10 protein-coding genes, 1 tRNA gene, 1 rRNA gene and 2 riboswitches are annotated in these 14,400 nt (G+C 35.8%); of the genes, 11 read left to right on the top strand and 1 reads right to left on the bottom strand.

Annotated features, from left to right (window positions below; translation table 11 throughout):
* Both DYH56_RS14860 and DYH56_RS14865 read left to right on the top strand, forming a co-directional pair.
* Positions 1-126: ribosomal RNA gene (locus DYH56_RS14860) — 23S ribosomal RNA — on the top strand; the annotation flags it as partial.
* Between the two features lie 196 nt (positions 127-322).
* Positions 323-398 (top strand) — tRNA-Trp (locus tag DYH56_RS14865).
* 71 nt (positions 399-469) lie between these two features.
* On the opposite strand, the gene DYH56_RS14870 is transcribed toward DYH56_RS14865, so the two are convergent.
* Positions 470-793 (bottom strand): hypothetical protein, encoded by a 324-nt coding sequence (locus tag DYH56_RS14870; protein ID WP_114643656.1) that lies wholly within the window; start codon positions 791-793, stop codon positions 470-472.
* Positions 794-919: 126 nt separating this feature from the next.
* Positions 920-1,017, top strand: a riboswitch (purine riboswitch).
* 162 nt (positions 1,018-1,179) lie between these two features.
* Here DYH56_RS14870 and DYH56_RS14875 point away from each other — a divergent pair.
* From DYH56_RS14875 to purD, 9 genes are all read left to right on the top strand, one after another.
* Positions 1,180-2,850, top strand: a complete 1,671-nt coding sequence (locus tag DYH56_RS14875) for a formate--tetrahydrofolate ligase (protein ID WP_114643657.1) — start codon at positions 1,180-1,182, stop codon at positions 2,848-2,850.
* Positions 2,848-2,945, top strand: a riboswitch (purine riboswitch). (Overlaps the previous gene by 3 nt.)
* A gap of 98 nt (positions 2,946-3,043) precedes the next feature.
* Positions 3,044-6,796, top strand: coding sequence for a phosphoribosylformylglycinamidine synthase (locus tag DYH56_RS14880; protein WP_114643658.1), 3,753 nt, complete (start codon positions 3,044-3,046; stop codon positions 6,794-6,796).
* Positions 6,797-6,861: 65 nt separating this feature from the next.
* Positions 6,862-7,341 carry a 5-(carboxyamino)imidazole ribonucleotide mutase gene (gene purE, locus DYH56_RS14885; RefSeq protein ID WP_114643659.1) on the top strand — a complete coding sequence of 160 codons (480 nt, stop codon included), beginning with the start codon at positions 6,862-6,864 and terminating at the stop codon, positions 7,339-7,341.
* Positions 7,342-7,461: 120 nt separating this feature from the next.
* A complete protein-coding gene (purC, locus tag DYH56_RS14890) occupies positions 7,462-8,172 on the top strand; it encodes a phosphoribosylaminoimidazolesuccinocarboxamide synthase (RefSeq protein ID WP_114643660.1) in 711 nt (236 codons plus the stop codon).
* Positions 8,172-9,563, top strand: coding sequence for an amidophosphoribosyltransferase (gene purF, locus DYH56_RS14895; protein ID WP_114643661.1), 1,392 nt, complete (start codon positions 8,172-8,174; stop codon positions 9,561-9,563). The genes purC and purF overlap by 1 nt, the downstream gene beginning before the upstream one ends.
* A gap of 120 nt (positions 9,564-9,683) precedes the next feature.
* Entirely contained in the window at positions 9,684-10,685 is a 1,002-nt protein-coding gene (purM, locus tag DYH56_RS14900; protein WP_114643662.1) for a phosphoribosylformylglycinamidine cyclo-ligase, read from the top strand.
* Positions 10,673-11,248, top strand: coding sequence for a phosphoribosylglycinamide formyltransferase (gene purN / locus DYH56_RS14905; protein WP_114643663.1), 576 nt, complete (start codon positions 10,673-10,675; stop codon positions 11,246-11,248). Before purM ends, purN begins: the two co-directional genes overlap by 13 nt.
* A gap of 74 nt (positions 11,249-11,322) precedes the next feature.
* Positions 11,323-12,816, top strand: coding sequence for a bifunctional phosphoribosylaminoimidazolecarboxamide formyltransferase/IMP cyclohydrolase (purH, locus tag DYH56_RS14910; protein WP_114643664.1), 1,494 nt, complete (start codon positions 11,323-11,325; stop codon positions 12,814-12,816).
* A gap of 90 nt (positions 12,817-12,906) precedes the next feature.
* A complete protein-coding gene (gene purD, locus DYH56_RS14915; protein WP_114643665.1) occupies positions 12,907-14,154 on the top strand; it encodes a phosphoribosylamine--glycine ligase in 1,248 nt (415 codons plus the stop codon).
* The last annotated feature ends 246 nt before the right edge of the window (positions 14,155-14,400 follow it).

Here is a 14,400-nt window from a genome sequence, read left to right on the forward strand (position 1 = left end):
CCAACTCAGAGATAAGTATTCTATCATTGATAAGTCACCTTGGAGACTACGAGGTTGATAGGTTGGGGGTGTAAGGGCTGTGAAGTCTTTAGCTGACCAATACTAATATGACGAACACTTAACCTAAGAACTCTTCCTTTGTATGTTTTCTCTTTAACAAAGAGAAACCTAAGAAGAGAAGAAAGTTTAAAAGATTTTAGAAAGTTAATTTATCGCAATTTTCTTAATTTACGAAAGTAAATTTTAGAAATATTGGTGATGCCCTTTACGGGTAAAAAACATTATTATATAGTTTTGAATGTTTAAGCAATTAAATATTTATAGTTCAGTGGCTCAATTGGTAGAGTAACGGTCTCCAAAACCGTGGGTTTAGGGTTCGAGTCCCTACTGGACTGCCATAATAAATTTTATCCGAATATTTTATTCGGATTTTTTTTATTTTAAAAATAAAAAAAAGACATCTCCTCCCTTAGGCAGAGATATCTTTTTTCTGGTGGCAGATTTTACACGGGATATATCCCTCTTTTTTAGCCTTATCTAAAGGAAGTTCAGTCATAGTATTGTTATAATATCGGCATTTCTTGTTGTGGTATTTTTGTGAATGAGGTGATACAAATACACGGTCTATCTTATTATTCTTTAAGTCATTCTGAATCTTTTCCTTTAAAATCTTCTTATTTTTTATTGCGGCTTCATCTTTTTCATCAATTATTTCATGAGAATCCTTTGTCTTAGATTCTTTGAGTAAAAAAAGGACAACAACAACTCCGATTAACAAAAAAATTCCAATCATAATGCATCACACTCCTCAATTATAAAAATGTATTGTTCTATTACAAGTATGCTATATTATTTCGGGAAAACCAAATTTTTTTTATGAAGTTTAAGACTATTTATTGCTTTTTAAAAAATATTATGGTATAGTATCCTCAAATAGAACGATATAATTTCTCAATATGGGAGGAAGTTTCTACAAGTCACCGTAAATGACTTACTATGGTATTAATATTTTTTTAATATCCGATCAGTTAATTTTTAAGATAAAAATACAACTAATGGAGGATTGACATGAAGTACAAAATAAAGATGTTAAAAATAAATAAAAAAGGAATTAATCAACAGTCCTAAGTCCGCATTGAAATAAGTGTGTACTTAGGATTTTTATTTTAAGGAGGCAGCATGAAAACAGATATTCAAATTGCTCAAGAAGCAAAGATATTACACATTAGAGATATTGCAGCTAAGATAAATTTATCGGAAGAAGATTATGATCAATATGGAAGGTATAAAGCAAAATTAAATTTAGATATATTGAAAAAAAACAGTCATAAAAAAGATGGAAAATTGATCCTAGTAACAGCAATTACTCCTACACCAGCAGGAGAAGGAAAATCTACAGTTACTGTAGGTCTGACTCAGGCTATGAACAAGTTAGGTAAAAAATCCATAGCAGCATTGAGGGAACCATCTCTTGGTCCTGTATTTGGAATGAAGGGTGGAGCTACTGGCGGAGGACACTCTCAGGTGATTCCAATGGAGGATATAAATTTACACTTTACAGGAGATCTTCATGCAATTGGAGTAGCACATAATCTTATCTCAGCATGCATAGATAACCATATAAAACATGGAAACCAACTGGATATAGACGTAACTAAGATAGCTTTTAAAAGGGTCATGGATATGAATGACAGATCCCTTAGAAATATAGTAATTGGGATGGGTGGAATTGCCAATGGAATTCCAAGAGAAAATTCATTTCAAATAACGGTAGCCTCTGAGATAATGGCTATCCTCTGTTTATCAGAATCTATAATGGATCTGAAAAACAGGATCAGTGAGATAGTATTTGGATATGACAGAGCAGGGAAACCACTAAAAGTGAGTGACCTGAAGATAGAAGGAGCTATAACAGCTCTCCTAAAGGAAGCAATTAAACCAAACTTAGTTCAAACATTGGAAAATACCCCGGTAATAATCCATGGTGGACCATTTGCCAATATAGCTCACGGATGTAACTCATTATTAGCTACTAAGATGGCACTTAAATTATCTGATTATGCAATAACAGAAGCGGGATTTGCAGCAGACTTAGGAGCAGAAAAATTCTTGGATATAAAATGCAGGAAGGGCGGTTTGAATCCCAATGCTGTAGTCATTGTAGCTACGGTAAAAGCTCTTAAACTGCATGGTGGAATGAACTCTAAAGAACTCAAGGAAGAAAATTTAGAAGCTTTAACTAAAGGAATAGAAAATTTAGATAAACATATAGAAAATATGAAAAATTTTGGATTACCAGTGGTGGTAGCTATAAATAAATTTGTTACAGACAGTGCTGCAGAATTAGATTTTATAAAAACTCACTGTGAAACACTAGATGTGCCGGTAGCTCTGTGTGATGTATGGGCCGATGGTGGAGATGGAGGAATAGAGTTAGCTAAATTGGTGATAGATGAGATAGAAAATAAAGAAAATAATTTTAAATATCTTTATAAAGTAGAAGATTCTATTGAGGAAAAAATAGAGAAGATAGTAAAAGATATTTATGGTGGAGATGGAGTAATATTTACACCTAATGCTAAAAAGATGATAAAAACATTAAATGAATATGGATATGATAAATTACCGATCTGTATGTCAAAAACTCAAAAGTCCATCTCGGATAATCCCAAACTAATGGGAAGACCAAGTGGATTTGCTGTTACAATAAATGAATTGAGGTTATCAGCCGGAGCAGGATTTATCGTAGCAATGGCAGGAAGTATCTTAGATATGCCGGGATTACCAAAAATACCTTCGGCAGAATTGATCTATATAGATGAAGCTGGAATAATCTCTGGATTATTTTAACAAAAATTAAATAAAACTTATATATACCCATAATATGGATGGGAGTCTCTACGGTTTGCCTTAAATAAACTGCTATAAGTAAATGAAAGTACTTGGTTAAATCCCGGGGCTATTTTTACTTATTAAAAATAGCTTCGGGATTTTTGTTAATTAGAGAGAAAATTATATTTATTCATAAAAATTAGGAGGAGTCATGAATCACCGTGTCTATGTAGAAAAAAAAGAAGAATTTGCTGTAGAAGCTAAAAAACTAAAGGCTGAATTAAAGGAAAGTTTAAATTTAGCTCATTTGGAAAAGGTTAGAATATTAAATATCTATGATCTTTTCAATGTAAAAAAAGATGAAGTATCTACAATAAAAGAAGTGGTGCTCTCAGAAATTGTAGTAGATGATACCTATGATACTTTAGATTTAAAGGATAAAAATTACTTAGCTGTTGAATTCTTACCTGGTCAATTTGATCAGAGGGCTGACTCAGCTATCCAATGTATAAATTTAATTTGTGAAGAGAGTGGGGACATATCGGTAAAAACAGGAAAACTTATTATATTTTCCGGAAATCTTTCATCTGAAGATATGAAAAAAATAAAAAAATATTATATAAATGAAGTTGAGATGAGGGAAAAAGACCTATCCAGTATGGCAGAAGATGAGATAACTCCTCCAAATGAAGTGAAGATCCATGGTGGATTTAATTCTTATTCGAAAGATGAGTTAGAAGAATTTAGAAAATCTTCTGGTTTAGCCATGACTACAGCTGATATTATGCATATTCAAAAATACTTTAAAAATGAAGAGGGAAGAGACCCCAGTGATACAGAGATAAAAGTATTGGATACTTACTGGTCGGATCACTGCAGACATACTACCTTTGAAACAATATTAGAAAATATTACCCTGCCAAAGGGGAGATTTGAAGAGACATTACAGGCAACATTCAATGAGTACCTGGAAAGCAGAAGGGATGCCCATGGGGAAAGGATAGAGAAAAAACCTATGACCCTCATGGATATGGCTACCGTATCAGCCAGGGAGATGAGAAAAAATGGTCTTTTAGATGATTTGGAAGTATCGGAAGAGATAAATGCCTGTTCTGTATACATAGATGTGGATATAGAAAAAAACGGGAAAAAAGAGATGGAAAAATGGCTTTTGATGTTTAAAAACGAAACTCATAATCATCCTACTGAGATCGAACCATTTGGAGGAGCTTCTACCTGTATAGGGGGAGCCATAAGAGATCCATTATCTGGAAGATCATATATATACCAAGCTATCAGAGTAACGGGATCGGCGAACCCATTGGAAAAATTAGAGGATACCCTGCCTGGAAAATTATCCCAGAGAAAGATAACAACTGGTGCAGCCCACGGGTACTCATCATATGGAAACCAGATAGGTGTGGCAACATCCCATGTGGCCGAGATCTATCACGAAGGATATAAGGCTAAGAGGATGGAAGTAGGAGCAGTAGTAGCAGCTACCCCGGCAAGTAATGTCCGTCGTGAAACTCCTAACCCAGGGGATAAGATAATCTTATTGGGAGGGAAAACCGGTAGAGATGGATGCGGTGGAGCTACCGGTTCATCCAAGGAACACGATATCAACTCTATAACTGCCTGTTCAGCTGAGGTACAAAAAGGAAATGCTCCGGAAGAGAGAAAAATTCAGAAATTATTCAGGAACCCAGAGGTAACCAGATTGATTAAAAAGTGTAATGACTTTGGTGCCGGGGGAGTATCGGTAGCAATTGGAGAATTGGCAGATGGATTAATTATAAATTTAGATAAAGTACCGGTCAAATATAAAGGGTTAAACGGCACAGAACTGGCTATCTCTGAATCCCAGGAGAGGATGGCAGTGGTAGTAGAGGATAAGGATGTAGAAAAATTCCTGAAATTATCCGATGTTGAAAACTTAGAGGCAGTAGAAGTAGCAGTGGTTACAGAGGAAAGAAGATTAATAATCAACTGGAGAGGGAAATCCATAGTAGATCTAAGCCGTGATTTCCTGGACACCAATGGTGTCACCGGATATATGGATATAGAGGTAGAATCACCTAATTCAGAAAGTCCGATGGAAACTAAGGATGCTGCAGGAGCAACACTGGAAGAAAAAGTGATGAAAAGAATAAGTTCCCTCAATGTAAGTTCTCAAAAGGGACTTATGGAGATGTTTGATTCAACAATTGGAGCAGGAACGGTACTAATGCCATTTGGGGGAAAATACCAGCTCACTCCTACAGAGGGATCGGTCCACAAGATACCGCTATTGGAGGGAACGACAGATACAGCATCTGTAATAACCTGGGGATATAACCCGTTAATTACTAAGTGGTCGCCGTATCATGGTGGAGCCTACGCAGTGGTGGAATCACTGGCTAAGATAGTAGCTATGGGGGGAGATTACAGGGGAGTGAGATTATCATTCCAAGAGTATTTTGAAAAATTAGGAGACAACCCTAAAAAATGGGGAAAACCATTTGCAGCCTTATTGGGAACACAGTATATAATGAAAAATTTCAATGTCCCTGCCATTGGAGGGAAGGACAGTATGAGTGGAAGTTTTAATGACATAGATGTTCCTCCTACATTGATCTCCTTTGGAGTAACTAAGGTTCTGGCGTCCAATGTGATTTCGCCGGAATTAAAGAGCAGCGGGAATAATTTATACCTGATTAAACACAATATGAATGCGGATCTTATGCCTAATTTAGAGGGATTAAAAAATAACTTTGAATATATCCATGAAAATATAAAAAATAAGAAAATTATCTCTGCCATGACTGTAAGGGGTGGTGGAATAGTTGAGACTATCTCTAAGATGAGTTTTGGAAATATGGTAGGAGCTAAGATTTCAATGAAGGAAGATGAATTGTTTGTGATGGGATATGGTTCTATCTTAGTAGAAACTTCTCATATCTTAGAAGATGAAAATGCTGTATTAATAGGAGAAACTATCCCGGCCAAGGAATTAATTATAAATGATAAGATAATTAAATTAGATGAATTATTAAGCAGCTGGAAGGGAACTTTAAATGAAATATTTCCTGAAATAGCAGAAGTAAAGTCAGTGGAAAGTGAAAATTTAAAAATTGAAAATTTTGAGAAAAAAGAAGTAATCAGGCCAAAGGAGAGGATAGAAAATCCAAGAGTATTTGTACCAGCCTTCCCAGGAACTAACTGTGAATATGATTCAATGAAAGCTTTTGCTAAGGAAGGAGCACTGCCATTTACAATGACATTTAGAAACTTAACTATGGATCATATCACTAGATCAATAGATGAGATGGCAAATCATATAGATAACTGTGAAATCTTAATGCTGCCAGGAGGATTCTCAGCAGGAGATGAACCGGAGGGATCGGCTAAATTTATAGCAACTATCCTGAGAAATGAAAAGATAAAGGGTGCAGTAGAGAGATTATTAGGCAGGGACGGATTGATCTTGGGAATATGTAATGGGTTCCAAGCCCTTGTAAAATCAGGGCTCCTACCTAATGGAATAATCGGTGACCTGGATGAAAAATCTCCTACATTGACTTATAACGATATCAACAGACATATATCAAAAATTGTAACTACTAAGGTTGTCTCAAATAAATCACCATGGCTCAGTGACATTGCAGCAGGAACAAAACATCAGATAGCTGTATCTCACGGGGAAGGGAAATTTGTTGTAGGAGAAGAAAAATTAAAGGAATTAATTGAGAATGGACAGATAGCTACTCAATATGTAGACTTAGACGGGAATCCAACTAATCACGGGGAATATAATCCAAATGGATCTGTCTATGCCATCGAGGGAATAACCTCTAAAGATGGAAGGATCTTCGGTAAGATGGGACATTCAGAGAGAACAGGAGAAAATTTATATAAAAACATCATAGGAGATAAGGAACAAAATATTTTTAGAAATGGTGTGAATTATTTTAGAAATAGATAATAAATATATTAAATAAAGACCGGTATTGATGAATAAAAAAAATTTTAGACAAAGGGAGAGAAATTATGAAGGTAGCTATTATATTTGGAAGTAAATCAGATACAGATGTCATGAAAGGGGCAGCAAATTGCCTGAGGGAATTTGGAATTGAATTTGAAGCTCATGTATTATCGGCTCACAGGGTGCCGGAAAAATTAGTAGAAACATTAAAAAGGTTGGAAATGGAAGATACCCAAGCTATAATAGCAGGGGCAGGATTAGCAGCACACCTGCCTGGAGTAATAGCTTCTAAAACGATATTACCAGTTGTGGGAGTACCTATCAGAGCAGCATTGGACGGGATGGATGCACTGTTGTCAATTGTACAGATGCCAAAATCTATCCCAGTAGCTACAGTTGGAATCAATAACTCTTACAATGCAGGGATGTTAGTGGTACAGATATTAGCACTGAAATATCCTGAAGTTCAAGAAAAACTGGTAAAATTTAGAGAAAATATGAAGAAGAATTTTATTATAGATAATGAAAATGGAGTAGAGCTATAAAAAAGTTGTTAGCTAAGAATTAGTAGACCTTGTATCTACGGCGTACATAATAGATTGAATCATATAGGATTTGTGTGATTCAGAATAAAAAATTTAATTTGAATAAATCGGAGGGTGAAGATGGAAAAGAGAGAATTTATATATGAAGGTAAGGCTAAACAAATATATGCTACGGACAATGAAAACTTGGTAATTATTCACTATAAAGATGATGCTACTGCTGGAAATGGGGAAAAGAAGGGGACTATCTCTAATAAGGGAGTAATAAATAATGAGATCACAACTATCTTATTTGAAAACTTAGAAAAAAACGGTATAAGAACTCATTTTAAGGGGAAATTAAATGATAGAGATCAGTTATGTGAGAAACTGGAGATATTTCCATTGGAAGTAATAGTAAGAAATATAATAGCTGGATCTATGGCTAAAAGAGTAGGAATTGAGGAGGGAACTAAACCTGAAAATACCATCTTTGAAATCTGCTATAAAAATGATGCATTTGGTGATCCCCTTATCAACGATCACCATGCAGTAGCCATGGGATTAGCCACATATGATGAATTAAAAAAGATCTATGAGATCACTGGAAAGATCAATACTCTATTATTGAAAGCCTTTGGAGATGAAGGAATTGATCTGGTGGATTTCAAAATTGAATTTGGAAAAAATGCTGCTGGAGAGATAGTTTTAGCCGATGAAATTTCACCGGATACATGCAGATTATGGGATAAGGCTACAGGACAAAAACTAGATAAAGACAGATTCAGAAGAGATTTGGGGAGTATAGAGGAAGCGTACATCGAGATATTAAAAAGACTAGGAGCAAAATAATGGTTGTATACAATGAATCAGAAAAGATGGAAGAGGAATGTGGAGTATTCGGAATATATTCTAAGGAAGATAAAAAGGATATAGCCGGACTGATCTACTATGGATTATGTGCACTGCAACATAGGGGACAGGAAAGTGCCGGAATGAGTATCTCTAAGGATGAGAAAATTAAAACTTTTAAAGGAATGGGGCTGGTTTCAGATGTATTTTCTGAAACGACGTTAAAAGAAGCTGTTGGAAATGTAGGGATTGGTCATGTGAGATATTCTACAGCAGGAGGTTCTTGTGAGGAGAATGCCCAGCCATTACAAAGTCATTGTAAATTAGGGAATATAGCTATAGCTCATAACGGAAATCTTATTAATCCTAAGATAATCAGGGAATTATTAGAGGATGCAGGAGTAGTGTTTCAAACTACTACCGATTCAGAAGTAATCTTAAATATGATTGCAAGAAGATCTAAAAATGGTCTGAAATCAACATTGGTAGATACCATATCAGCTATTAAAGGTTCTTTTGCCCTGGTGATAGCTGTACAAAATAAATTGATTGGGATAAGAGATCCCTATGGAATCAGACCACTCTGTATGGGGAAGTTAGAGGATGGAAGTATTGTATTAGCTTCTGAATCTTGTGCTTTAGACTCGGTAGGGGCAGAATTAATCAGAGATATAAATGCAGGGGAGATAGTAATAATAGATGAAGATGGTGTAGAAGCCATCAACTATAATGAACAATCTCATAAGGCACCGTGTTCTTTTGAACATATTTATTTTGCCAGACCGGACTCTGTGATAGATGGATTGGACGTATATAAAAGCAGGTACGAAACAGGGGTAAAACTCTGGGAACAGGGGAAGGTAGAAGCGGACATCGTAATAGGTGTTCCAGATTCTGGATTGCCCGCAGCCCAAGGATATGCAATAGCCTCAGGGATACCATTTGTGACAGGTTTAGTAAAAAATAAATATATTGGAAGGACATTTATAAAACCCTCCCAGGAGCTTCGTGAAAGAGCTGTAAGGGTTAAATTAAATCCTATTAGATCTATGATAGAGGGGAAAAGAGTTGTAGTAATAGATGATTCATTGGTTCGTGGAACCACAAGTAAAAAATTAATAGAGATGCTGAGGGGAGCAGGAGCGACAGAGGTTCACTTTAGATCTGCCAGCCCGGCAGTGATGCATCCGTGTTATTTTGGGGTAGATATAGCATATAGAAAGGAACTTTTAGCTGCCGAGATGTCTGTAGAAGATATCTGTGAATATATCGGTGCAGACAGTCTGGATTTTTTAAAACTGGATAATTTAACAAATACCCTGGGAAGTAAAAATTTCTGTATGGGATGTTTTAACGGAATATATCCCATGTCTACAGTAGCAAATATGTAAGAGACAGACCCTCTCCTTTTTATGTCTCTCCCTGGTAGTGAGAGACAAAGCTAGAATAATAGGTAGAATAAAAAAAGGGTCAAAATAAAGTAGATTAAATAATAATATCAGGAGGCTGTGATGTCAACAATTTCATATAAAGATGCAGGAGTAAATAAGGAAGAGGGATATAAGTCAGTAGGGCTTATGAAGGATTTAGTAAAAAAAACACATAATAAAAATGTACTTACCGGTTTAGGCAGTTTTGGTGCAATGTATCAATTGGGACAGATGAAAGATCCAATATTGGTATCGGGAACAGACGGGGTTGGAACTAAACTGGAGATAGCATTTAAAACCAAAACCTATGATACTGTAGGAATTGACTGTGTGGCTATGTGTGTAAACGATGTACTATGTCATGGAGCTAAACCATTATTTTTCTTGGATTATATGGCTTGCGGGAAGTTAGATGCAGGTATCGCGGCGACACTTGTAAGCGGGATAACGGAAGGATGTTTACAGTCAGATGCAGCCTTGGTAGGGGGAGAGACAGCAGAGATGCCAGGATTTTATAAGGATGGGGACTATGATATAGCTGGATTTACAGTGGGAGTAGTGGAAAAAGAAGACCTTATAGACGGATCGAAGATAGAAGAGGGAGATACAATCATAGCATTACCTTCATCAGGGGTGCACAGTAACGGCTTTTCACTGGTAAGAAAATTAGTAACCGACTATGATGCAGAATATGGCGATAAAACAATAGGAGAGGAACTCCTTACTCCTACAAGAATATATGTAAAACCTATATTAGAACTTATTAAAAAGCATAGGGTAAACGGTCTGGCACATATTACCGGTGGGGGAATAATTGAAAATTTACCCAGAGTAATACCTGCAGGATTAGAAGCTGTGGTGGATAAATCAGCAGTAAAGATACTGCCTATCTTTAAACACCTGATGTCACTGGGAGTAGATGAATCAGAGATGTGGGGAACATTTAACATGGGTGTAGGATTTATAATAATTGCTAATCCCAGTGAAAAAGATGCAATAATTAAAACTTTGGAAGAATTAGGAGAGGCTCCCTATGAGATAGGAACTATATCCAGAGGAGATAATGGAATATGTTTAAGATAGCAGTTTTGATCTCTGGCGGCGGAAGTAACCTGCAATCTATAATTGATACTATTTCTACCTCAAAAGCAGAATATGAAATCTCCTGTGTTATAGCAGACAGGGAATGTTATGGAATTGAGAGAGCTGAAAATAATCATATAGAAACAAAAATATTTGATAGAAAAATATTAAAAAAAGATATATCTAAAAAAATAGATGAGTATTTAGGAGATCGTGTAGACTTAGTAGTTTTAGCAGGTTTTCTATCGATCCTGGATGAAAATTTTATAAATAACAGGAGGGGGAGGATAATAAATATCCACCCTTCCCTACTGCCTAAATTTGGCGGACCTGGAATGTTTGGGATTAGAATTCATAAAGCCGTCATAGAGGCCAAAGAAAATGAATCCGGCTGCACAGTTCACTATGTGGATGCAGGTGTAGATACAGGGGAGATAATAGAACAAAGAAAAGTAAAGGTGGAAGCAGAAGATACAGCGGAAACTTTACAGAAAAAAGTATTGATGGAAGAGCATAAATTATTGCCCAAGGCCATAAGTTTACTAGTAAAAAAATTAAGTTAAAAAATAAAACTACTCCTTCTTATAAATAAAACGATAACAAGGAAAGAGTTGAAATATTTCAGGAGGATATATAAGTGAAAAGAGCATTGATATCGGTTTTTGATAAAACAGGAATAGTGGAATTTGCAAATTTTTTAATCTCACAAGGGGTGGAGATAATCTCTACAGGTGGAACATACAGACATCTGAAGGAAAATAATATAGCCGTATTAGATGTGGCAGAAGTAACCCAGGCAGAAGAGATGCTGGATGGAAGGGTAAAAACTTTACACCCAATTATCCATGGAGGGATCCTGGCAGTTAGAAATAATGAAGAGCATATGAAGACTTTAGAAGAAAGAAACATAACTCCAATAGATATGGTAATAGTTAATTTATATCCATTTTTTAAAGAGGTACAAAATGATATCTCCTTTGAAGCCAAGGTAGAGTTCATAGATATCGGCGGGCCTACAATGCTCCGGTCTGCTGCTAAATCATTTAAAGATGTAGTGGTAATTTCCAATACTTCTGATTATGATGTGGTAAAGGAAGAGATGGAAGCAGGAAAGGTAACTTTCGAGACTAAGAAGAGACTGGCAGGAAAAGTATTTAACCTGACATCAGCCTATGACGCAGCTATATCTAATTTCTTGTTAGAGGGAGAGATGCCGGAATACCTGAGTACATCATATGTAAAAAAGATGGATCTGAGATATGGTGAAAATCCCCATCAAAAATCTGCTTACTATGTGTCTACAACTGAAAATGGAGCTATGAAAGATTTTGAACAATTAAATGGAAAGGAATTATCTTTTAATAATATAAGAGATATGGATGTAGCATGGAAGGTAGCCAATGAATTTGAAGTTCCTGCCTGCTGCGGGTTAAAACATTCAACACCTTGCGGGGTAGGAATTGCAGAGAATGTCTATGATGCATATATGAAGGCTTATAACTGTGATCCTATTTCTATATTTGGCGGGATAGTAGCACTGAATAAAAAAGTAGATGGTAAAACTGCTGAGGAATTAAAGAAAACATTTTTGGAAATAGTAATAGCTCCTGATTTTACAGAGGAAGCATTGACGATATTAAAGACAAAGAAGAATTTAAGAATCATAAAAGCATATCAAAAACCATGTGATAAGGTAGAGTATGTAAAGGTAGATGGTGGTATCTTAGTGCAGGATAGAGATACAGCATTCTCCGATGATTTTAAGGTAGTAACTGAAAAATCTCCTACAGAATTGGAGATGACAGACCTAGTATTTGGAATGAAGGTGGTAAAACATGTGAAATCCAATGCCATAGTAGTTGTAAAAGATGGGATGGCTAAGGGAATAGGAACTGGGGAAACCAACAGAATATGGGCTACAAAACAAGCCATTGAAAGAGCCGGAGACGGGGCAATCTTAGCATCAGATGCATTTTTCCCATTTAGAGATGTAGTAGATGCATGTGCGACAGCAAAAATTGGTGCAATAGCCCAGCCTGGCGGATCTATGAGAGATCAAGAATCCATAGATGCATGTAATGAACATGGGATATCTATGGTACTTACAGGGATAAGACATTTTAAGCATTAAAAATTAAGTTTCATAGTCATTAACCTCTAAATAAAGGAGAGAGTATTTAAAAGTTGTATGATTTTAATATTTGAAATAAAGGAGTAAATTATGAAAATTTTAATTATAGGTAGTGGCGGTCGTGAACATGCTATTGCATGGAAATTTGCTCAAAACAATAAGGTAGAAAAAATATATGTAGCACCAGGAAATGCAGGGACTGAATTATTGGACAGATGTGAAAATATAGACCTATCTGATATTGAAGAGATGGTAGAATTTGCAGGAAAGAATAAGATAGGACTTACCATGGTGGGATCTGAGGAGCTGTTGGTAGAAGGGATAGTAGATAAATTTGAAGAAAAAGGACTGACTGTCTTTGGTCCTGATAAAAAATCTGCAATTTTAGAGGGCAGTAAGGCCTATTCCAAGGACTTTATGAAAAAATACGGGGTAAAAACAGCTGCCTATGAGATCTTTACCGATTATGACAGTGCTGTAAAATATCTGGATGAGATAGAATATCCTACTGTGGTAAAAGCCAGTGGTTTGGCTGCAGGAAAGGGTGTAATTATAGCTCAAAATAAAGATGAAGCAGTGGAAGCAGTGAAAGATATGCTGTTAGATCATAAATTCAGTGAGGCTGGATCTGAAATAGTTATAGAAGAATTTCTCACAGGGGTAGAAGCTTCGATCCTGTCCATCACCGATGGTAATACCATAGTACCATTTATATCTGCCAAGGATCATAAAAAGATCGGTGAAGGAGAAACAGGATTAAATACAGGGGGAATGGGAGTAATAGCTCCTAATCCATATGTAACATCTGAAATAATGAAAGATTTTATCGATGACATTATGACTCCCACCTTAGAAGGATTGAAGGCAGAAAAAATGAAGTTTAACGGAGTTATATTCTTCGGGTTGATGATAACGGAAAAAGGAGTATACTCCCTGGAATATAATATGAGACTGGGAGATCCTGAAACTCAAGCTGTGTTGCCATTGATGGAAAATGACTTTTTGGAAATTTTAGAGATGTGCATAGAGGGGAATTTGGATAAAGTTCAGATGAGCTGGAAGGATGCTTCTGCCTGCTGCGTTGTAGGAGTGTCTGGGGGATATCCTGAAAATTATAATAAGGGATATGAGATAACAGGTATTTCAGATGTAGATGATCTGGTGTTTATTGCAGGGGCTAAATTGGAAAAGGATAAATTCCTGACCAGTGGCGGACGTGTAATAAATATAGTGAGTTTAGGAGAAAATTTAGAAACTGCTTGTAAAAATACATATAGTTCTATGGATAAAATAAATTTTGAGGGGCTCTATTGCAGGAAAGACATAGGGAAAGTGTAGTTTCCCCTCTTCTCGATAAAGGGAAAGAGGCTTTTAGTAGGACGACTATAAACTTCGATTAAAAAGTAAAAACTCTTAGGGAGAGAGTATTAAAGATGATTTCTGTATCAGGAGTCATCTTTTTTATTATCTAGGAAATTATAAATTTGAATATTTGTAAAAAAGAAGAAGTTTAGTTGGGTGGTAAAGAATTTTTAGAGGAAAAATTACTTTTAGGAAATAAATGAATAAAAAAATGTATATAAA

The sequence above is a fragment of the Psychrilyobacter piezotolerans genome, assembly GCF_003391055.1.
GTDB classification, from domain to species: domain Bacteria; phylum Fusobacteriota; class Fusobacteriia; order Fusobacteriales; family Fusobacteriaceae; genus Psychrilyobacter; species Psychrilyobacter piezotolerans.